Below are 20,526 nucleotides of genomic sequence, written 5' to 3'. Positions count from 1 at the left end.
TTTTTGTGAATATAGCTTATGCCTTTTGAACGTTCCTCCGGATTGTTGTTGCATATCACTTCGCTTCCTTCCCATGGAGGGATAGGCGATCTCGGACCTGCTGCTTATGCGTTTGCTGATTTTCTCGCAGCAGCGAAGCAGCGGTTGTGGCAGGTGCTGCCGCTTAGCCCTACAGGATTCGGCAATTCGCCATATGCGGCGCTGTCGGCGTTTGCCGGCAATCCTCTGCTCATAAGCCTGGAGAGGCTTTCTGACTGGGGATGGATTGACCGCAATCATATTGCCGGGTTGCCGGAAAATTCAGGGACTGTTCACTTTGAAGAGGTCGCGCAGAAGAAGGGGCTTCTGCTGGTGGAAGCGGCGCGCAACTTTCTTCATCATCATGATGAGCCGCACCTTCAGGAGCAGTGGGCGCGCTTTGAAGGCTACTGCGAGATGAATGGAACGTGGCTCAATGATTACGCGCGCTATGCGGTGCTGCGGCGCAAGTATGACTCTGCGTGCTGGAATGAATGGCCTGCGGAGCTGGCGCGGCGCGACGCTGCGGCCTTATCGCAGCTCGACTCCGTGCATGGTGAAGAGCTGGCGATTGAGCGGGTGATCCAGTTTGCTTTTGATGAGCAGTGGACGGCGTTGCGGCAGTATTGTTCCGAGCGCGACATCCGGTTCATCGGCGATGTTGCGATCTTTGTGAATTACGACAGCGCCGATGTGTGGACGCATCCTGACATTTTTGAGCTGAAGGACGATGATCTATTGCCGCTGCGCGTGGCGGGCGTGCCTCCGGATTACTTCAGCAAGACGGGACAGCGATGGGGCAATCCGCTGTATCGCTGGGAGGTTCTGGAGCAGCGCGGGTTTGACTGGTGGATCGATCGCATCCGGCGCGCGCATTCTTTGTACGACCTGATCCGGCTGGATCACTTCCGCGGCTTTGAAGCATTCTGGTCGATTCCTGCAGAAGAGGAAACGGCGGTGAATGGCGAATGGGTCAAGGCCCCGGGGACCGCGCTGTTTGCAAAGCTGGGCGAGGCTCTGGGCGAACTGCCTTTCATTGCAGAAGACCTGGGTGTGATTACACCGGAGGTCGAGGCGCTGCGCGATCAGTTCGGTTTCCCTGGAATGAAGGTACTGCAGTTCGGGTTTTCAGATCGCGGAGCGCATATTCACCTTCCACATCGGTTTCAGAACAATTCTGTCGTGTATACAGGAACGCATGACAACGACACGACGCGCGGCTGGTGGGAGAACGGAGCGACGGATGTGGAAAGGGCAGCAGTGGAAGCATACGTTGGCACGCCGGATGACGGAGTGGTGTGGGCACTGATTCGTGCTGCGGCTGCTTCTGTTGCAGATATCTGCCTCTTTCCTGTGCAGGACATTCTTGAGCTTGGCTCTGAGGCGCGGATGAATGTGCCTTCGCAATCTGAGAACAACTGGGGATGGCGCTGTGCTGATGGGGTGCTGGTTCCGGAACTGGCGGAGAAACTGGGCGAGCTTATGGCGGTGACGGATCGGAACAAGGGTGGTTGAGCCGTGATAGGTGTTTGATTGGATCCCACCCTTTCGCAAAAACGCGAAAGGATGGGGTACCCATTGATGTGGCTACCGATGCAAAAAGCAGATCCTTCGCTACGCTCAGGATGACAAATAAATATATAGCTCAGGATGACAATCTGATACCTATGCTTTGTTTCTGAGTATGGCTACAGGGAATCTGGCGAAGATGTCGTGCAGCTTCAGCTGCCTGGATTCGTTGGCCTGGATTTCTTCTCCTGTAAATATATTGAGGAAATTTCCTGGTATCTGATCAGGGAGGGTGATGTGCGCTTTGCCCCAGGCATCGGCTAGCGGGACGTGCGTTTTCATCTGCATCAAAGTGCAGGCGAATCGGGGCACGACTACGATCACCGACGTTTTTGTTTCCGCGTTCTGCCGGATGAAAGCGACGGCGTTTTCATGATTCTCCGATTCGATATTCAGAGGGATGTAGCTGCCGCGCTGAAATAAAGAGTACAGCTCGCAACGAAGATTCAAGGTACGGTGCATTGTCCATAGCTTGATGCGGCCATCGTGCACAGTGCTTAATACATCGTCACAGACGGAGGCTGCGCCATTGCGACCGGCCTGTTCCTTCAGGGTGCGAAGCGCTTCTACGCGGGTGGTGTAGTCGACGGGCCGGCGATTGTCGGGATCGACGAGGCTCAGGTCCCACAGCTCCATTCCCTGATAGAAATCGGGAACTCCCGGGGACGCAATTTTAAGAACGAGCTGAGAGAGAGAATTGATGGCTCCGAATAACTGCACGAGCGGGAGAAAGGACTTCAGCGTCTGCACGAAGCGGGTTTCATGCATGCGGCCCTGCGGGATGAGAATAGAAGCGAGGAAGTTGTTGACTGCGTCGAGGTATTCAGGATCGGGGTTAGTCCAGCTGAGGTTGACTTTGGCTTCGCTCAGAGCTTTCGCACAGTATTGCTTGATCCTTTCAAGAAACTGCTTACGCTCTTCGAGACTCTCCATCTGCCAGGGCCAGGCGCCGACGATGGTCTGGTAGATCAGATACTCCTCATTCGCATCGGGAGCGGTACGTCCGTCGTCGAGCTTCTGTTTATGGATGGCATTCATGCGCATCCAGCGGCGCACCATCGAAGACCACTGTATGGGCATTTCTGAAAGCACGTTGAGGCGATTGCGCACATCTTCGCTGCGCTTGGTGTCGTGCGTCGAGGTGGCCAGCAGGGAATCGGGCGCGTTCTCGAGGCGCTCCTGATTGCTTGCGTGGAAAAATTCTGTTGAGAGACCGAAGGCCTTGATGGAGCTGCCCACCTCATTCGAGGAGAGAAAGCGCATGTAGACGTAAAAGGCGGTGTCTTCGACGCCTTTCGCCATGACCGGCCCGGTGAGCTGCTGGAATTTGAGCGCAAAATGTAACCGTGATGGATACTTTTCATCGCTCTGGTCGCCGAGTAGAAGCGTATTCTTCAGAAAATTAAAGGCAGATTCCGCTACATCGGGATTGCGGTGCTTGGCACGCTCGATGGCCTGCACGATGAAGGCGATATCCCGTCCTGTGTACTGGCCGCGGTCGTCGATGTAGGTGCGATAGACGGAGAAGCAGGCGATGGTTTCGCGGATGACTCTTTCAAGAATGCTTTCGGTGTAGTCACGCGCCCTGCGGTCATCGGCTGCAAGACGATCGAGCAGATTGGTGAGTACATAGACTTCGCTGGCCAGCGATGTCTGCATGACCTGCAGTTTTGCGCGATAGACAAGATCGTCGGGATCCATTTCACGCCCAAGAATCTTCGTATAGAGCGCGGTGAATCGGGCTTCGTTGCGCGGCTCGATGAACACCTGATTCACCAAGTGGAGAAAGTCATAGCCGGTGGTGCCGCGCACAGGCCATTCGCGGGGAAGAGCTTCGCGCGGCTCGAGAATCTTTTCCACCACGGCGTAGAGCGGGCCCTGGTTCTGTGTCCAGTCATAGTGGCGCAGAATATCGCGCAGCTCCAATTCAATGCCGTTTCTTGCCAGGGGAGCTTGCGCTTCCGGCCCGTAGCATTGGCTGGCAACGTAGAGCAATTGCAGGCGGATGAGATATTGCCTGGGGTTGAACATGCCGTCGCAGTGGTCGATGCGCAGTCCCGTGACCTGGCCGGCGGCGAGCATTTTGCGGACAAGGCGATGTGTTTCGGCGAAGGCGGTTGAGTCTTCCTGCCGCAGGCCTACCAGATCATTGATGTCGAAAAAGCGGCGGTAGTTGATTTCCTCCGATGAGACACGCCAGTAGGCGAGCCTGTAAGGCTGCATCTCCAGCACGGCGTGGAGCTGATCGAAGCTGTGAGGATCGCCTTCTTTTCCATTGATCTGTTCGATGGCGTGTGCAAGCGCAGGCTGTACTTCCGGCGATTGCAATGCGGCCTGAAGGCGCGGCTGCAGTTCGCGGAGCTGCTCGCGACGCTGTGTGATCAGTCCTGGGTCGGAGGTATCGTTGGGCGGGATATGCGCGAGCTCTTTCAACAAATCGCGAAACGATTCGGGTACTCCATTGTGATTGTCCTCTTCTCGCGGGAAGAGAAGTGGAATCGAACGCGGAGCCATAGGAAAGGAGTGGTCGTAATAGCGAATTCTGAGTTGGCCATCTTCTGCTGCGATCTGAATTTTCTTGTTTTCAAGCTCCTCGCCATACTGGTTGCCGAGAATGGGCAGCAGCAGCTTGCCGCGCAGGTCGTGCTTTAGCGGCTCCCAGTCGATATCAAAAAAGTTTGCGAATTCTGAGGTGCGACCGTTTTGGAGCACGTCCTGCCACCAGACAGATTCGTTGCCTATGCCCATGTGGTTGGGCACAATGTCGAGGAGCAGCCCCATCCCCGCTTTGCGCAATGCATCTGTGAGCCTGCCGAAACTCTCTTCGCCTCCGAGCTCGGGATTGATGCGATCATGGCGGGTTACGTCATAGCCATGCTGGCTGCCGCTTCGAGCCTCGAATACGGGCGAAGAGTACAGATCATGGATGCCCAACTCCTTCAGATAAGGCAGAATTGCTTCTGCATCGGCAAATGTGAAGCCTGAGTGCATCTGCACGCGGTAGGTCGATCCAGGCACGCGCGCGTCACTATGCACTACACGGTCAATGCAATCTTTCATCTCAGACATCGTCAGATACTGCGCAGTAGGATGCGATCTGAAAGGCAATAGTTTTTCACACGGGCTTTACGAAACGTCCATCGGGCTAAGAGAATAAGGCAAGGGAAAATTTTTTCGACGAGGGATACATGCCACTTTCCGGGGAAGCCATTCGACTGATGAATTACATTGACGACGTTACCGTGACGTTGCGCCGCCTGCTGTCGCTGGCGCAGACACTCACTCCGGAAGAGCGCAAGCGCGTGGGCGAGTATCTGAAGCATGCAGAGCCGAATGTGGAGACGGTGCTTCAGGTGCTGGAAGGGAAGTGAAGCTGTTTTCCTGAACTTAGATTTGTTTGGTTTTCTAGCTAATTCCATCAAAAGACCCCAGGTTAGCTTCGCGAACCCGTTCGGCTTCGCTCAGGGCAGGCTGTGGGGCACCCTTAGTTGTGGCTACCAACGCTTAGCTACAGTGTTTCGGCTCCACTCAGGATGACAAATCTGAGGGGTTGGACGTCTGTAAGAAAAGCGGGGAACCGGAAGTCGTCTGTTTGCGTATTTCCGGCAAGGGATGCAGAGCCTTGGCGATATCTTCGGGCAGGTCTTCCGCGCGATCTGGGCGAACAAACTGCGTTCGTTTCTGACGATGTTCGGGATTGCGTGGGGCGTCGGCTCCATGCTGCTGCTGATCAGCGTGGGCGAAGGGTTTCGCTCCGGACAGCGGCGCTCGCTGGCAACGCTGGGCAATGACCTCATCATGATGTGGGGCGGGACGATTCCCGCGGTGGCGAACCAGCACACCGGAATGCGCCCGTACAACCTCACGCTTTCCGATGCGGAAGTGCTGCGGACGCAGGCCTCTGAAGTCCGCGATGCTACGGCTTTCATCAACCGCGACGATATCAAGCAGCAGAGCGTTTATGAAACTGCCGGTGGGCAGGTGATTGGCGCGGAGCCGAATTACAGCGGCATCCGTTTTCTGCCGATTAAGGAAGGCCGCTTTCTCAATGCGGATGATCTGCATGATCGCAGGCATGTGATTGTGCTGGGTGAAAAGAGCGCGAAGCTGCTGTTTCCCGGGCGTCCTGCGATGGGAGAGATAGTACTGCTGAATGGCGCACGCTTTCAGGTGATCGGCGTGGCGGACAAGTCGGGCCGCGGGAATAACGACAATGAAAACCAGAAGATTTATGTTCCGCTGACGGTGATGATCGAGATGTTCCCCCTGAAGGGGGAGAATATTCCTGCCGATTCGGTGACGTCGATCCAGTATCAGCCGCGAGTGCGTGGGGAGAATGCACAGGCCATGGCGCAGGTGCACGAGATCATCGCGCGCCGGCACGGTTTCGATCCAAATGCGCCGGATGCATTTAATGAATGGGACACGATCAAGACAGAGCAGATGGTGGGGAAGATCTGGACGGCGATGGATGTCTTTCTGGGCGGAGTCGGCATTGTAACGCTGGCGCTGGGCGCGGTGGGTATCATCAACATCATGCTGGTTTCTGTTTCAGAGAGGACGAGCGAGATCGGCTTACGCAAGGCACTGGGGGCGACGAAGAGAAACATTCTGACGCAGTTTTTTATTGAGGGACTGCTGCTGACCGGCGTCAGCGGATTGATTGGAATTCTGGGAGCGGCTGCGTTTATGGCTGCTCTGCAAGCCGCGGTGGGAAACAATATGCAGGGGTTTGATCCTCCGCGGATGGCTCCGTGGTCGGCGGCGCTGGCGCTGGGCGCGCTGAGCCTGAGCGGGATTGTGGCGGGACTCTATCCGGCAAGCAAAGCCGCTGAGCTCGATCCGGTAGAAGCGCTGCGGCGCGATTAGGAGTGGCCATGTTGCGTGACCTTTGGGGACAGGCTTACGAGGCGATGCTTCACAATCGCCGCCGAACTGCGATTACGATTTTCGGCATGGCTTGGGGAATCGCTACGGTTGTCCTATTGCTTGCTTATGGCGCGGGATTCGGGCGGGCGATCGAGGCGATTTTTGCGCAGTGGGGCACGCAGCTCATCGGTGTTTTTCCGGGAACGACGAGCGAACAGGCTGGCGGAACGAAAGCCGGCGTGAAGGTGCGCTTTACGCAGGAGGATGTCGATGCCTTATGGAACTCAGTTCCGAACCTGCAGCATATTTCTCCTTCGATGTGGCAGCAGATTCCGGTCGCGAATGATCTGCACACCTATACGTGGTGGGTGAACGGATTTCGCTCGGATATCCAGGACATTCAGAAAATGGATATCGATTCAGGGCGTTTCTTTACAGATCTGGATGATCAGCAGCGCGAGCATTTTGCCGTGATCGGATCAGAGGCAAAGACGAAGCTGTTTTCCGGACAGTATGCGATCGGGCAGCGCATCCGCATCAACGGGATCAGCTTTACTGTTATTGGCGTGCTGAAGCCGAAGATGCAGGAAGGCAATGATGACAATGTGAATCGCCAGGTCAATATTCCATTCAATACGATGGGCGACATCAAGGACCTGAAGTATATCGATGGAATATGGATGAATTACACGGGCAACCACATGGTTGTGGAGCAGGCGATTCGCAAAACATTAGGCGCGGCCCATAACTTTCCGCCTTCAGATCACAATGCAATTTTTGTCGCCAACCTGATGGAACAGCTGAGCCAGTTCCATCTGATTACGCTCGCCCTGCAGGTGCTGCTACTGTTTATCGGCGCGCTTACGCTGGGCATTGCCGGCATCGGCCTGATGAACATCATGCTGGTTGCGGTGCAGCAGCGCACGCGGGAGATTGGCATCGAGAAGGCTCTCGGAGCGCGCAAGCGGCATATCCTGATTCAGTTTCTTGCAGAATCGCTGGTGATTACCGGCGTGGGCGGCGCGATCGGCATTGTGCTCGCGTATGCGGTGTCGATTGGCGTGGGGCGGATTACGTTCTACAGCGCGCTTGCTTCAAATGCTGATAAAGCTGATATTCAACTGTTGATCTCGCCGGCCATCGTAATCATTGCGACGAGCATTCTGATTGTCGTTGGGCTGGTGAGCGGGATGATTCCTGCGATCAAGGCGGCGAACCTCAATCCCATTGAAGCGCTCCGGTACGAGTAATCTTCTTCTCCTCCACCCTTTGGTGGATGCCAGCGCATCGTTCTTCCGATTAGCATGGCTTCCGCATGGAGCCACGCCGACAGATGGGCCTGGCCGCAGCGGTGGCTGTGGTCACTGGCGAATCGATTGCACTGGGGATCTTTCTGACTCCGGCGGCGATGGCCAAGTCGCTCGGCTCGCCTTTGCTGCTGGCGGCGGTGTGGTGCGGCATGGCGCTGATCACGCTTTGCGGGGCGCTCTGTTACGCGGAACTGGCGGTGCGCTTCCCGCATGTCGGCGGCGAATATGTCTATCTACGCGAAGGCTATGGCAGCCGCGTGGCCTTTCTTTATGGCTGGATGTCGGCTGCTGTGATCGATCCGGGGGTCGCGGCTGCGCTTGCAGTGGGCGCGGTGCCTTATGTGCAGTCGCTGGTTACGATTTCACCTCGCACGGCGGCATTTCTTCCGGCAGTTTTCTTAATCTGCCTGGGCGTTATTAATTATGCAGGAGCGCGTCTGAGCAGCCGGGTGATGGCGACGGCGAACCTGCTGAAAATTGCAGTGCTGTTTACGCTGGTGGCCTGGGCGTGGTTCTCAGGGCATGCATCTATGACGAACCTGCTGCCGGTTGCGGCGCGGCGTCCGGGATCAGAGGCATTGTTTGGAGCGATTGCGGGAGCGACGGTGAATGCCTTCTTCAGCTTTGGCGGATGGTGGGAAGCGGGCAAACTGGCGGGCGAAGTGCGGAACCCGAAGCGTATCTTGCCGCTGGCCTATGTTTGCGGAGTGCTGCTGGTAACGGCTGTCTACCTGACGGTGAGTTTTGCGTTTCTATCCGTGGTTCCGCTGGAGCGCATTGTGTCGAACACGGCGTTTGTGGCGCAGTTTGGCTCTGTGCTGTTTGGCACGGCGGGTGGGAAGATTCTGTCGGCGTGCGTGCTGCTTTCTGTGGCCGGCGGGTTGATGGCGATGACCATGGCCGCTCCGCGTGTGTATTATGCGATGGCCAGGGATGGAGCGTTTTTTTCTGCTTTTGGAAGGCTGCATCCGAAGTTCGGCACGCCTGCGAATGCAGTCCTGCTGCAGACGGGCATGGCATTGCTGGTGCTCTGCTTTGGCGCGTTTGACCGTATTCTTTCTTACATCATTTTTTCGGTGATCTGCTTTCTTTCGCTTTCAGCGGCATCGCTCTTCAGGCTTAAGGAGCCGGTGCGCCGCTGGTGGTATCCCTTTGCTCCAATCATCTTTCTTGTCGGCAGCGGACTGATAGCGCTGCTGATTCTTATGCACAGCCCATTGCCTGCGCTGGCCGGTGTTGCCGTGGTTCTCAGCGGAGACCTGCTGCGGCGGTGGTTTGCGTCAACTAAACCGGTTTCTGCGGCTGATGCTGCGGAATCCACTCTTTCGTAAAAGGAGCTTTGACGATGGCATACATTCAATTGCCTGAAGGGCTGCCGGGGATTCGCGGCGCGATGGCGTTTCGCCCGGAAACGGCGAAGCCGCTGAATGAGCTGGTGGAAGTGTTATTGCATAGCCTGGGCACGCTTACTCCGGGCGAGCGCGAGCTGATTGCTACATATGTTTCTTATCTGAATGATTGTTACTACTGCCAGACGATCCACGGCGCAATTGCTGCGGCCAGCCTGAATGACGATGAGGAGCTGGTGAAGCGCGTGAAAGCCGACTTCCAGAATGCAGCGATTTCAGACAAATTGAAGGCGCTGCTGGTGATTGCAGGCAAGGTGCAGAAGGGCGGCAAGCATGTGACGGCTGAAGATGTGGAGCACGCGAAGAGTCTTGGCGCGACCGATCTTGAGATTCACGACACTGTTCTGATCGCAGCGGCTTTCTGCATGTACAACCGCTACGTCGATGGGCTGGGAACGTGGCAGCCTCGCGATGAGGAGATGTATCGCGAGCGCGGCAAACGGATTGCGCGTGATGGGTATGTGTTTATCAGCAAGGAATATCTGCCTGCAGAGGTGAGTGCGCGATAAATATCCCTCAGCGGCTGAAGCCGCATAATTGCGAAATTCTCCTGGCACGGCTGAAGCCGTGCCCCTTCAAAGATCATTTAACAAAAAACTCACCATGGGAGTATTGTTATGGCGCACATTGCACTTCCAGAAGGATTGCCGGGCATTACGGGTGGATTGGCATTTCGCCCGGAAACGGCTAAACCTTTGCGTGAACTGGCGCATGTTCTGCTGCACGAACCGAGCAGCCTTGCTCCTGGCGAGCGTGAGCTGATTGCGACGTACGTTTCCTGTCTGAATGACTGCTACTTCTGCCAGACGAGCCATGGCGCCGCGGCGGCGGCTCATCTTGGAGATGAAGACCTGGTGAAGCGCGTGAAGGCTGATTTTGAGCATGCTGATATTTCGAATAAGCTGAAGGCGTTGCTGGTGATCGCGGGCAAAGTCCAGAAGGGCGGCAAGCAGGTTACTGCCGAAGATGTGGAGCATGCGAAGAGCCTGGGCGCGACGGACCTTGAGATTCACGATACTGTTCTGATCGCGGCGGCCTTCTGCATGTACAACCGCTACGTGGATGGACTGGGGACGTGGCAGCCGCGCGATGAGTCGATGTATGCGGCGATGGGCAAGCAGCTGGCAGCGGAAGGATATCGCAGACCGTCTGCTGAGCCCGCGGAGGTTGCTTAGACAGGAAAGGAGGTCTATGCGGCGGGGAATTTTTCTTTGCATTGTGACGATGGCGAGCGCCTTGACTTTTGCGCAGCATGGCGCAGGGCATACGGTGACTGTGCAGGGGTGGGTGCTTGATTCTGCCTGCGCCTATACCAAAGGGCTCAGCAAACCCATCAGTGCGGAATGCGCGCGGGCCTGCGCCGGGAATGGGTCGCCACTGGTGATTCTGCGCAATGACGGAACCATTTTTGTTCCAATCGATGACAAGACACCAGCGGCTTCACAGAATCCGAAACTGCTGCCCTTTGCCGGGCAGCGCGTTTCGGTTGAAGGCATTGACTATGTGCGGAATGGATCGCACGCCCTGGTGATCCAGACGATCGCGCCTATTGCGAAGTAGGCGTGTAGCGCAGGTCCCGCGGCTTGAGCAAGTAGGCGTAGATCAGAAGAGCGGCGCCGATAAGTCCGGGGATCAGCCCGATGAAGAACACCGGGGTATTCTGCACGATTGCATGCAGGAAGACCGTCAGGCCAATTCCAATGGCCAGGTTGATCAGGCCGCTGAGTATAAAGCTCTCATGTTTCTTCTGTGCGCGCCGAATTGCGGAGGCCTGCTCCTGTTCCCGCAGGTATTCAAGTGTTGCCACGGCAGCACTGGATTGCGACTCGGCAATCTTTTTCAGCATGTCATTTTTGTAGTAGCTGTCCCGCTCCTGCCTACGGGCGTCAGAATAAGCAGCGACGGCGAGAAAGCCAAAGAGTGACAGGGCTCCGACACTCAAGAAAATGAATATGGCGACTTCCGGTCCAACTTCTGGTGCGTACATTTTGGTATCTCCTTTGTCGTCCGGTAAGACCTGCTCATAGAGGAAGCGGTTTCGTTTTTTTTCATAAAAAAGAAAATGCAACCGCCATATGCTTCGGCAGGTCTTACCCTGTTGAGGAAAGCGGCAAGGCGTGAGCGAGGCGGAAGATCTGGCAGATGTGGGGCGGGTGCTCAAGGGAGACATTGCGTCTTTCGAAGGTATTGTGCGCCGCTGGCAGAGGCCGCTTATCAATATGGCTTACCGGTTCTGCAACGATCGTGGACGCGCGGAAGAGATGGCGCAGGAGGCCTTTCTGCGAGCGTATCGCGGGCTGGCTGGATGGCGGCGGGACGCTGCATTCTCGACGTGGCTTTTTGCGCTGGCGGCGAACCTGTACCGATCAGAACTGAAGAGAATGCCTGCGGTGAATGTGGCGTTGGATGATATTGCAGAGTTGATGGACAGGCGTTCTCACGAAGCTGAGTTTGAAGAGCAAGACCGCGACCGCATGGTGCGTCAGGCCGTGCTGGCGCTGCCGGAGAAGTATCGCGATGCCGTGGTTCTGTTCTATTTTCATGATATGGACGTGACGGCTGCGGCAAAGACACTGGGGCTTCCGGAAGGTACAGTGAAGGCGAGGCTGTTTCGTGGAAGAGAGATGCTGCGCAGCAAGCTGCCGCAACTGCTGCGGGCTCCGGTGTTGAAGGAGGCCAGATGAGAGACGAACTCGACGAGATTCTTTCACAGCAGGATGAGGTTATACCGTCATCGGGATTTTCGGCCTCTGTAATGGAGGCCGTGCACGAAGAAGCCGACATGACACAGCCGATTCCGTTCCCATGGGGGCGCGCGGTGCCTGTTCTGGCTGCTTTTGCAGTTGTGCTGGTGATGCTGGCTATGGCCATTGTGCAGATGGTCCGTATGCCGGCCCCGGTGCATACATGGACTATGCCTTCGGTTTTGCCTGAGCTGCAGGCAAATGCTGGCTGGGTGGCGCTTGCCTTGTTGCTGGCGCTCTTGTCTGTGCTTTTCCCTCTGCGACTCGCTTCAGAAAAATCCTAGTGCTGATTCTGTTAGTCTGTGCGACATGATTCGCACGCTGATTGCTGCTTTGCTCTTTTTTCTGGCTGTACGGGCTGACGCACAGGAACAAAAACCTCTCAATCCTGCCCTGGTAGATGCGAAATGGCATGCGGCGTGGATCGCGTGTCCGGGTGCTCCGGAGAAAGATCCGGGCGTCTATTACTTTCGCAAAGAGATTACTCTTTCTTCGAAACCGGAGCACTTCTGGGTGCATGTGAGCGCTGACAACCGTTTTCTGCTGCATGTGAATGGGCAGTATGCGGGCGAAGGGCCTTCTCGAGGCGATTTATTTCACTGGCGTTTTGAGACGATCGATCTTGCTCCGCTGTTGCGCTCAGGGAAGAATGTGCTGGCTGCGACGGTGTGGAATTTTGGCACGCGCTCTCCTGTAGCGCAGATGAGCAATCGCACAGGCTTCATGCTGCAGGGGGATTCTGTCGCAGAAGAGATTGCGAACACGAACGACTCGTGGCTGGTGAAGCAGGACAAGGGACGAGGGCTTGCTGTCACGAATGGAGTGAGGGGCTATTTCGCTGCCAGTCCAGGTGAGCATGTGGATGGACGGATTACCGGATGGGACTGGGATGCGGACCAGGTGAAGGACTCGAGCTCGTGGCTTGCGGCGGAGAGCGTCGGCCACGCTGCAACGCGCGAGGCGCAGGATGCGGACAATAACTGGGAACTGGTGCAGGACCGTCTGCCTGCGATGGAGCACCGGCTGGTCGAGGCAGGCAAAACAGTAAGAGTTGAGGGGCTTGGCAGTACATCTGTTTTTCCTGCGCAGCCGCTTGAAATTCCTGCCAACTCGCATGTGACGTTGCTGCTCGACAACAGCGTGCTGGAGACAGCTTATCCTGAGCTGACGATCAGCGGCGGTCGCGAGGCCGAGGTGCGGCTGACGTATTCTGAAGCGCTCTATGACGCACACGGGCAGAAAGGCAATCGCAATGAGATTGCGGGCAGGCATATCCAGGGCATTTCTGATGAATTCATCAGCGATGGCGAGCGGCGTGAGTACCAGCCGCTGTGGTGGAGAACGTGGCGGTATCTGCAGGTCGATGTGACGACGAAGGAGGCTCCGCTGCGCCTGGAGAATCTGCGTACCTGGTTCAATGCTTATCCTTTTCAGGAAAAGGCGAGCATCGATGGCGATATTCCGGATCTGAAAAAGCTTTGGGAGACGGGCTGGCGCACGGCGCGGCTATGCGCGCATGAAACGTATATGGACGCTCCTTACTGGGAGCAGCTGCAGTATGTGGGCGATACGCGCATACAGGCGCTGATTTCGTATGCAGTGACGGGCGACAGCAGGCTGGCGCGGCAGGCGATTACGAATATCGATGCGTCAATTATTCCTGAAGGACTGACGCAGAGCCGTTATCCATCGCGGCTGCCGCAGTTTATTCCTCCTTTCTCGCTGCTGTGGGTCGATATGCTGCACGACTACTGGATGTATGTGGATGACGAGCCGCTGGTGCGCGAGATTCTGCCGCATACACGTGGCGTGATTGACTGGTATGCGGGGCATCTGCGTCCGGATGGGCTGCTGGGCAAGGTGAGGTGGTGGGAGTTTGGCGACTGGAGCTCGAATTATGCAGGAGGCGTTCCTCCACAGGATGCGGATGGAGGCTCGGCTTTTCTGACGCTGCAGTTTATCGAGGCGATGCGCGATGCTGCGGAGCTGGAGTCCAAGTTCGGCAGCAAGGAGCGAGCGGCGAACTACCAGGCGATGATCCAGAAAGCGACCGATGCGCTGAACCGGCTCTGCTGGGATGAGCGGTATGGCGTGTATGCGGATACTCCAGCAAAGAAGAGCTACAGCCAGCATCCGAATGTGCTGGCTGTGTGGCAGGATGTTGCTCCGCGTTCGAAGCAGGCGCAGATTCTGGAGCGCGTGCTGGCTTCCGACGAGACGAAGAGCGTGCGGGTGGATGGATCTGAAGTTCCGCCGCTGTCTGCGATGAGCTACTACTTTCGCTTTTATCTAAGCCGAGCGCTGGAGCATGCGGGGCTTGCGAATCGCTATGTCGATCAGCTTGGTCCGTGGCGCAATATGCTGAAGCTTGGACTGAGCACATGGGCGGAGCAGCCGGAGCCGACGCGTTCGGATTGCCATGCCTGGAGCGCGAGTCCGAATTATGACCTGCTCACGGTTGTTGCGGGGATTCATCCGAGTGCGCCTGGGTTTAGTAGCGTGCGGATTGAACCGCACCTGGGGAAGCTTACACATCTGGAAGCGGTGATGCCTCATGCCGGCGGGGATATTCGGGTGAGTTACAGGCTGCAGGGGAAGGAATGGGTGGCTTCGGTTGATCTGCCTTCCGGGTTGAATGGGGAGATGGTTTGGGAAGGGAAGAGAGTTCCGCTGCATGCGGGAACTCAGACTATGCAGCTTTCTGGGAATTAGCTAACATCCCCAGGTTAGCTACGCGAACCTGGGGCACCCTTTTTCGTAGCTACCGAGATAAACTGCAGATCCTTCGCTACGTTCAGGATGACAACTTAGAATTAAGCCTTATTGACTATCGTCGCGCTTGAAGGGGGTCTGGATGTACTTGCGGGCTTCGTTGAGCGCGCCGCCGGTGTTGTCGTTGGTTTGAACGGCCTGACGGTATTCGGGGATGGCGCGGTCGCGCTGTCCGGTCACGTCGAAGATTTTGCCGATCTGGATGTGGCTCCAGACTTCGGTCCACCTGGGCTCGCTGTCGCCGCGCAGAGCGTCACGGTAAGCATTGATGGAGGCCTGGTAGTTGCGCATGGTGAAGAGGGCTTCGCCGATGCGGTAGCTGGCCAGTGAGCTGTTGGCGTTTGCCTTGAGGGCGTTCTGGTATTCGGCGAGGCCGCCGGGGAGATCGCCCTGGGCTACGAGATTCTGTCCGCGCAGAATGTGGATGCGCACCTGCATGTCGGGCGAGGTTTTCAGGATCCAGCTGTCGGGGTCGATGGTGATATGGCGCGGTCGTCCGAATGTGTCTACGACAAACTGTGAGTTGGAGCCGACAACATCGATGCGGCGGACCTCTGTTTTGCCGTCTGTCTCGATGCGCAGCTCGACGGGCATGTTGAAGAGGTCAAGATCCTGCTGGATTTCGCCGATGGTGCGGAAGCCCTTGTTGTTCCCGAGGCGATAGACAGCATATTTGTTGTTGAACTGCGGCGCGCCGGTTCCGTCGAGCCATTGTGCATAAAAAGGCGTGAGCTGCTGCTGCGACTGCGCCTCGGAGAGCTTTTCGAAGTCGCTGGTCTTGATGGACTGGTCTTTATATTGGGTCTGCGTGGCACGCAGGATTTTCAGGAAGCTGTCCTGCCCGACTTCCCAACGGAGCATGTGGAAGACGAGTGCGCCTTTATCGAAGGTCATGGTTTGAAACTGCGGCGAAAAGGGCGCGAGGCGTCCAGCGCTGGTGAGCGGGATGGTGTCATAGGCGAGCGCGCTGGCAGAGATGTCCTGAATAGAGGCGTTGAGCGCGTTGCGCCCGGACTGATCTTCGAGATACATCAATTCGGCATAGCGGGACATGCCGTTCATGATCCACTGGTCATTGAGAGATGCGGGGCTTACCTGGCTGCCCCACCATTGATGGGCGATGGTGTTAGCCAGCAGACGGAAGTCACTCTTGTTGCCTATGCGCGAGCCGGCGACGGCGGCGATTTCCGGCGCCCACCAGACGGGGACTGTGTCATCGGGCAATTCGACTACGTTGAGCTGCGTTGATTCCGGCACGCCGAAGGTGCTGGTGTAGTAGGCAAACTCGCGGAGAGCGGTCTGGCCGTAGTCCTGTGCGGATTGCTTATGCGCCTCCGTGGTGTAGACGTGAATATTCGGAGCAGGTGAAACGGGTGCGTCGAATTTGCCGGCGATGATGGTTCCGGGAAAGCCGGCGTGGGCCCAGTGGAAGTCGAATTCCTGCCCGGAGGAGATGGTCGGACCGCTACCGACAACGCGATAGCCCGGCGGGACTTTTATATGGATATCTGCCGTGAAGCGGTCGGTGAGGAAGCCGGTCATGGGAAACCAGCGTCCGGGATAGAGCAGATAGCTGATAGGGTCGCCGACGTGGGCTAGCTTCAAGCCTTCAACGGGGCTGCCGCTGTCGTCATCGAGCATGCCGTCATAAGTGAAGACATAGGTGTATTGCTGGCCTTTGACGAGCGGCGCTGATGGAGTGACGATGACGGTGGCATTGGCGCCGCGCTCTCCGCTGAGCGGCTTGTTGGCCGTGTCCGTGACTTTCTCGACTTTGAGAGCGCCGTGGAGCTCAAAGACGGCGGTGTCGGAGTTATCAAGCGCAGTGAAAGTGACGCGTGCTGTGGCGGAGAGCTTGTGGTCCTCGGGTGAGAGCTGGGCGTCGATGGTATATCCGGTGATGTTGATGGCCGATTTTTGCTGGGCGAAGAGTGGAGAAGCCAGAGAGATGATGACTGCGAGAAGGGTCACCTCCCACACTTTCGCAAAGAGCGCGAAAGTATGGGGCACCCAGGAAACGCCCATATCGAAAAGAGACGACAAGTGCTGGAGAAAACGAAGGCCGGGATGTTGGAATCTGCGTATCTTCATCGTGCGGAACTCACCAACTCCATTGTGACGCGGGCCACCTGCTCGATGGGGCTCTTTTCTGTATGTAATGATGCGGCGACGGAAGCCAGGGCTCTCTGCATTTGCGAGCGGGCCTCTTCGTCGTGCAACAGCGGGCGCAGATGTGAGACGACATTGGCGGCGCTAAAGTCGCTCTGGATGAGCTCGGGGACGATCTCGCGTCCGGCAATAAGATTGACCATGGCCACGTGCGGGACTTTCACTACCCGCCTGGCAACAGCATACGTCAAACCGGAAACCCGATAGACCACCAGGAATGGATTGCCGATCAGGGCGGCTTCAACGGTGGCTGTTCCGCTGGCGACGATGCTGGCGCGGGCATGGTGCAGAGTGGCGCGCGCATCGTTGACTAAAGTGATGCGCGGCTTTTCCTCAGGGGCTGAAGCCCCTTTTCCTGCCGGTTCATCGGCACGGCTTAAGCCGTGCCCCTTTAAAGATTGCTCAACTATGGAGCGAATGTGGGCGACGTGGTCCGGGGTGAGAGTGGGGGCAAGGGGCAGCAGGAATTCGCACGGTTCGCCGAGCTGTCGGGCGGCTTCGAGCATTTCCGGAAGGTTGAGACGAATCTCCTTAAAGCGGCTGCCGGGGAGCAGGCCTATCCAATACTTGGACGGGTCGAGGTGATGTTGGGCAGCAAATTCGTTTCGTGAAATGGAAGGCAATGGAACCTCGGCCAGCGGATGGCCGACGAACGCCGCGTCTACGTCGCGCTGCCTGTAAAAATCCTGCTCGAATGGGAAGATGACCAGCATGCGGTCCACATAGCGTTGAACACGGCGGATGCGGTATTGTTTCCAGGCCCAGAGCTGCGGGCTGACGAAATAGATGACAGGAATCTTCAGGCGGTGCAGGGTCCGCGCCAGGGAGAGGTTCACGTCGGGGAAGTCGATGAGGATGGCTGCGTCGGGGCGTTCGGATGCGATGCTGGCTTTGAGCTTGCGGTATTCAGCGTAGATTTGCGGGATGTGGCGGATGATCTCGGTGATGCCCATGACGGCGACGTCTTCAGCACGCACGATGCGGCGGAAACCGAGGGCTTCCATGCGCTGCCCGCCGAGCCCGAAGAACTCAGCCTGCGGGGCAAGCTGGCGGATTGCTGGAATAAGTTGCGCGGCGTAGTGCTCTCCGCTGGCTTCTCCCGCGGAGAGGAAGATTTTGGGGCGTGCCATCCATTCTTATCTTAGTCTGTCCCTACAGCCAAGCTTGGATTGAAGGCGGATGCGGGTTCCGACAGCTCCTGATCTTTGTATTGGAGCTGATAGAGCTTCCAGTAGAGGCCGCGCTGGGCAAGAAGCTGCTGGTGCGTTCCCATCTCGCGCAGCCTGCCTTTGTGCATGACGAGAATCATGTCTGCGCGCTGCACGGTGGAGAGCCGGTGCGCGATGATGACGGAGGTGCGGCCTTCGACCATTCGCTCGAGAGCGAGGCGCACGCGCATTTCCGTGTCGGTATCGACGCTTGAGGTAGCTTCATCAAGGATGAGGATTCTGGGATCGTGGGCGAGGGCGCGGGCGAAGTTGATGAGCTGTTTTTGTCCGGTGGAGAGGCCGTTGCCGCGTTCGTGGAGGGGTTCGGCGAAGCCGCCTGGGAGGGAGTGGATAAAATCGCGGACATTGACCTCGTCCGCCGCTTCTTCGAGGCGCTGATCTGTGATCCAACACGAACCCAGGCGGATATTTTCCGCGATGGTTCCGCTAAAGAGGAACGGGTCCTGCAGGACTACGCCGAAGCGGCGGCGCAGCGCGTTGAGATCATGCTCGCGGACATCGAGGCCATCAATAAAAATGTTGCCGCGCTGAATATCATAGAAGCGCATCATCAGGCTGATGATGGTGGTTTTGCCTGCTCCGGTATGGCCGACGATGGCGGCGGTCTGGTCCGGATCGATGGCAAAGGAGACGTCGCGGAGAATCCACTCAACGTCATCCATTGCATCCAGTTCGGCTGGGTTTGCGCGCGCGATGCGGGATTTCTGTTCTTCAGTCAGTCGTTGGTAAGTGAACCAGACATTGCGGAACTCGATGCGGCCTGAATTGTCGCCTTCTTTAGGATGCGCGGGGGAAACGATCTCCGGAGCAGTGTCGAGCAGCTTGAAGATGCGCTCGCTGGCGGCCATGGCGGCCTGCAGGATGTTGTATTTTTCGCTCAGGTCCTGAATGGGGCGGAAGAAACGCTGCGCATACTGCATGAAAGCCACGAGCACGCCGAGCGATACGGTGGTGTGGATCACGCCGTATCCGCCGCGCCAGATGACGATGGCGATGGCAATGGAGCTGAGCAGCTCTATCGCCGGATAATAGAGCGCATAGGCCATGATGGCGTCTTTGAAGGCGTCCATGTGCTGGCGGTTGACTTTTTCAAACTGCTCGAAGGAGCGCTTCTGACGGTTGAAGAGCTGCACCACGGTCATGCCGCTGATGTGCTCCTGCGTGTAGGAGTTGATGCGGGCGATGGCGCTGCGGATGCGGCGGTAAGAGTCGCGCACGTGCTTGCGGAAGATGCGCGTGATGAGCAGGATGAGGGGCAGCACGGCGAAGGAAAGCAGCGCCAGCCACCAGCTCATGCGCAGCATGACGAGCACGATTCCGGCGAGCACGAAGATGTCTTCAAAGATGGCGAAGACGCCGGAGGTGAACATTTCGTTCAGGGCGTCCACGTCGCTGGTGAGGCGCGTAACGATGCGGCCTACCGGATTGCGGTCAAAAAAGCCGATGTGCATGTGCTGCAGATGCCGGAAAATCTGGCTGCGCATGTCGAACATGACCTTCTGGCCGGTCCACTGCATGAGGTAGGTCTGCGCGAATTCGAGGAGATAGCTCAAAACCAGCGAGCCGAGATAGAGCGCGGCTAGCTGCGTGATTCCGGTAAAGGCGTTGGGACTGAGCCAGGGCGCGAGCCACGATTGCTTTGCAGATGGCTGCGCTGTCATGTAGCGGTCTACGGCAACTTTGGTCAGGTAGGGGCCGAGCACATCCAGGCCGGCCTTGAGCAGTACGGCAGCCAGCGAAGTAAAGGCCGCCCATTTGTATGGGTAAAGATAGCGGATAAGCCGGGCCATCAGCCGGCTGTCATATGCCTTGCCGATGACGTCATCATCCTGCTGCTGTGGTTGCTTCGGCTTTTCCTGTTCAGCCATGCCCTCAATCCATTGTACGGGCTCAACTTCGGCGCTGCATCCGGTACAAAACGTGCCGTCTCAATGGATGATTTTCGGGGAGGTTTGGATGATCAAAACTTTCTCCGGGATCGCAGGTCATGCCTAGTTTTTCCATTACACGGCACGAACGCAGGTTCTGCGCGGCTGTGAATGAGACGAGTGAATCGAGCTTCAGCACGTCAAAAGCATGGCTGACCATGGCTCGTGCTCCTTCTGTGGCGAGCCCGCGACCCCAGGTATTTGCGGCGAGCCGCCATCCTATTTCGACGCATGGTGTAAAGGCTGCTTTGAAATTTGGGACAGACAGCCCGATGAAGCCAATAAAAGAATGGTCGTTACGCAACTCGACAGCGCAGAAACCGAAGCCGCGTTCTTCAAAGCCCGCTTCGATCCTCTCCACCATGCGGTAGCTTTCTTCTGTTGTCATAAGTTTTGGAAAGAATTCCATGACACGCGGATCGGCGTTCACGGCGGCAAAGGGCTCGCGGTCCGATTCACGCCAGCGGCGCAGGATCAGGCGTTCTGTTATAGCGATAGGCACGATGAGA

17 protein-coding genes are annotated in these 20,526 nt (G+C 57.0%); 11 read left to right on the top strand and 6 right to left on the bottom strand.

Annotated features, from left to right (window positions below; translation table 11 throughout):
* Positions 1-18 precede the first annotated feature (18 nt).
* Positions 19-1,533, top strand: coding sequence for a 4-alpha-glucanotransferase (malQ, locus tag AC5S16_RS10585; protein ID WP_493930028.1), 1,515 nt, complete (start codon positions 19-21; stop codon positions 1,531-1,533).
* A 150-nt stretch (positions 1,534-1,683) separates the two neighbouring features.
* On the opposite strand, the gene treY is transcribed toward malQ, so the two are convergent.
* Entirely contained in the window at positions 1,684-4,656 is a 2,973-nt protein-coding gene (treY, locus tag AC5S16_RS10580) for a malto-oligosyltrehalose synthase (protein ID WP_493930027.1), read from the bottom strand.
* A 119-nt stretch (positions 4,657-4,775) separates the two neighbouring features.
* Here treY and AC5S16_RS10575 point away from each other — a divergent pair, with 119 nt between their 5' ends.
* From AC5S16_RS10575 to AC5S16_RS10545, 7 genes are all read left to right on the top strand, one after another.
* Entirely contained in the window at positions 4,776-4,958 is a 183-nt protein-coding gene (locus AC5S16_RS10575) for a hypothetical protein (RefSeq protein WP_493930026.1), read from the top strand.
* A gap of 241 nt (positions 4,959-5,199) precedes the next feature.
* Complete coding sequence (locus AC5S16_RS10570) at positions 5,200-6,456, top strand: ABC transporter permease (RefSeq protein ID WP_493930025.1); 1,257 nt, start codon at positions 5,200-5,202, stop codon at positions 6,454-6,456.
* An 8-nt stretch (positions 6,457-6,464) separates the two neighbouring features.
* Positions 6,465-7,706, top strand: coding sequence for an ABC transporter permease (locus AC5S16_RS10565; protein ID WP_493930024.1), 1,242 nt, complete (start codon positions 6,465-6,467; stop codon positions 7,704-7,706).
* Positions 7,707-7,771: 65 nt separating this feature from the next.
* A complete protein-coding gene (locus tag AC5S16_RS10560) occupies positions 7,772-9,097 on the top strand; it encodes an APC family permease (protein WP_493930023.1) in 1,326 nt (441 codons plus the stop codon).
* 14 nt (positions 9,098-9,111) lie between these two features.
* Positions 9,112-9,684, top strand: coding sequence for a carboxymuconolactone decarboxylase family protein (locus tag AC5S16_RS10555; protein WP_493930022.1), 573 nt, complete (start codon positions 9,112-9,114; stop codon positions 9,682-9,684).
* A 108-nt stretch (positions 9,685-9,792) separates the two neighbouring features.
* Positions 9,793-10,350 (top strand): carboxymuconolactone decarboxylase family protein, encoded by a 558-nt coding sequence (locus AC5S16_RS10550; RefSeq protein WP_493930021.1) that lies wholly within the window; start codon positions 9,793-9,795, stop codon positions 10,348-10,350.
* Positions 10,351-10,366: 16 nt separating this feature from the next.
* On the top strand, positions 10,367-10,735 hold the full coding sequence (locus tag AC5S16_RS10545) for a hypothetical protein (protein WP_493930020.1): 369 nt from the start codon (positions 10,367-10,369) through the stop codon (positions 10,733-10,735).
* Here the strand turns inward: AC5S16_RS10545 and AC5S16_RS10540 are convergent.
* Complete coding sequence (locus AC5S16_RS10540; RefSeq protein WP_493930019.1) at positions 10,722-11,162, bottom strand: DUF6249 domain-containing protein; 441 nt, start codon at positions 11,160-11,162, stop codon at positions 10,722-10,724. The genes AC5S16_RS10545 and AC5S16_RS10540 overlap by 14 nt on opposite strands.
* A 130-nt stretch (positions 11,163-11,292) precedes the next feature.
* On the opposite strand from AC5S16_RS10540, the gene AC5S16_RS10535 reads away from it, so the two are divergent.
* Genes AC5S16_RS10535 through AC5S16_RS10525 form a run of 3 tightly spaced genes read left to right on the top strand, consistent with a single transcriptional unit; the run spans position 11,293 to position 14,631 of the window.
* Positions 11,293-11,859 carry an RNA polymerase sigma factor gene (locus AC5S16_RS10535; protein ID WP_493930018.1) on the top strand — a complete coding sequence of 189 codons (567 nt, stop codon included), beginning with the start codon at positions 11,293-11,295 and terminating at the stop codon, positions 11,857-11,859.
* Positions 11,856-12,203, top strand: a complete 348-nt coding sequence (locus tag AC5S16_RS10530; protein ID WP_493930017.1) for a hypothetical protein — start codon at positions 11,856-11,858, stop codon at positions 12,201-12,203. Before AC5S16_RS10535 ends, AC5S16_RS10530 begins: the two co-directional genes overlap by 4 nt.
* A gap of 25 nt (positions 12,204-12,228) precedes the next feature.
* A complete protein-coding gene (locus tag AC5S16_RS10525) occupies positions 12,229-14,631 on the top strand; it encodes an alpha-L-rhamnosidase-related protein (RefSeq protein ID WP_493930016.1) in 2,403 nt (800 codons plus the stop codon).
* Between the two features lie 108 nt (positions 14,632-14,739).
* Here AC5S16_RS10525 and AC5S16_RS10520 read toward each other — a convergent pair whose 3' ends face one another.
* The 4 genes from AC5S16_RS10520 to AC5S16_RS10505 are packed head-to-tail and all read right to left on the bottom strand — an operon-like array spanning position 14,740 to position 20,519.
* The gene (locus AC5S16_RS10520) at positions 14,740-16,782 is read right to left on the bottom strand and encodes a M1 family aminopeptidase (RefSeq protein WP_493930015.1); all 2,043 of its coding nucleotides are present in this window, start codon (positions 16,780-16,782) and stop codon (positions 14,740-14,742) included.
* The gene (locus AC5S16_RS10515; protein WP_493930014.1) at positions 16,779-17,990 is read right to left on the bottom strand and encodes a lipid-A-disaccharide synthase; all 1,212 of its coding nucleotides are present in this window, start codon (positions 17,988-17,990) and stop codon (positions 16,779-16,781) included. Before AC5S16_RS10515 ends, AC5S16_RS10520 begins: the two co-directional genes overlap by 4 nt.
* An 11-nt stretch (positions 17,991-18,001) precedes the next feature.
* Positions 18,002-19,957: an ABC transporter ATP-binding protein gene (locus AC5S16_RS10510; protein ID WP_493930013.1), complete on the bottom strand. Its 1,956-nt coding sequence runs from the start codon at positions 19,955-19,957 to the stop codon at positions 18,002-18,004.
* Positions 19,958-19,979: 22 nt separating this feature from the next.
* Positions 19,980-20,519, bottom strand: coding sequence for a GNAT family N-acetyltransferase (locus AC5S16_RS10505; RefSeq protein WP_493930012.1), 540 nt, complete (start codon positions 20,517-20,519; stop codon positions 19,980-19,982).
* Positions 20,520-20,526: the final 7 nt, after the last annotated feature.

This window comes from Acidobacterium sp. FHG110202_01 (genome assembly GCF_059115305.1).
This window is presented reverse-complemented; position numbering and strand designations above follow the sequence as displayed.

Coding starts and splice junctions, on each gene's coding strand:
- malQ (WP_493930028.1), top strand. CDS start 19: ATGCCTTTTGAACGTTCCTCCGGATTGTTGTTGCATATCACTTCGCTT.
- treY (WP_493930027.1), bottom strand. CDS start 4,656: ATGTCTGAGATGAAAGATTGCATTGACCGTGTAGTGCATAGTGACGCG.
- AC5S16_RS10575 (WP_493930026.1), top strand. CDS start 4,776: ATGCCACTTTCCGGGGAAGCCATTCGACTGATGAATTACATTGACGAC.
- AC5S16_RS10570 (WP_493930025.1), top strand. CDS start 5,200: ATGCAGAGCCTTGGCGATATCTTCGGGCAGGTCTTCCGCGCGATCTGG.
- AC5S16_RS10565 (WP_493930024.1), top strand. CDS start 6,465: ATGTTGCGTGACCTTTGGGGACAGGCTTACGAGGCGATGCTTCACAAT.
- AC5S16_RS10560 (WP_493930023.1), top strand. CDS start 7,772: ATGGAGCCACGCCGACAGATGGGCCTGGCCGCAGCGGTGGCTGTGGTC.
- AC5S16_RS10555 (WP_493930022.1), top strand. CDS start 9,112: ATGGCATACATTCAATTGCCTGAAGGGCTGCCGGGGATTCGCGGCGCG.
- AC5S16_RS10550 (WP_493930021.1), top strand. CDS start 9,793: ATGGCGCACATTGCACTTCCAGAAGGATTGCCGGGCATTACGGGTGGA.
- AC5S16_RS10545 (WP_493930020.1), top strand. CDS start 10,367: ATGCGGCGGGGAATTTTTCTTTGCATTGTGACGATGGCGAGCGCCTTG.
- AC5S16_RS10540 (WP_493930019.1), bottom strand. CDS start 11,162: ATGTACGCACCAGAAGTTGGACCGGAAGTCGCCATATTCATTTTCTTG.
- AC5S16_RS10530 (WP_493930017.1), top strand. CDS start 11,856: ATGAGAGACGAACTCGACGAGATTCTTTCACAGCAGGATGAGGTTATA.
- AC5S16_RS10525 (WP_493930016.1), top strand. CDS start 12,229: ATGATTCGCACGCTGATTGCTGCTTTGCTCTTTTTTCTGGCTGTACGG.
- AC5S16_RS10520 (WP_493930015.1), bottom strand. CDS start 16,782: ATGAAGATACGCAGATTCCAACATCCCGGCCTTCGTTTTCTCCAGCAC.
- AC5S16_RS10515 (WP_493930014.1), bottom strand. CDS start 17,990: ATGGCACGCCCCAAAATCTTCCTCTCCGCGGGAGAAGCCAGCGGAGAG.
- AC5S16_RS10510 (WP_493930013.1), bottom strand. CDS start 19,957: ATGGCTGAACAGGAAAAGCCGAAGCAACCACAGCAGCAGGATGATGAC.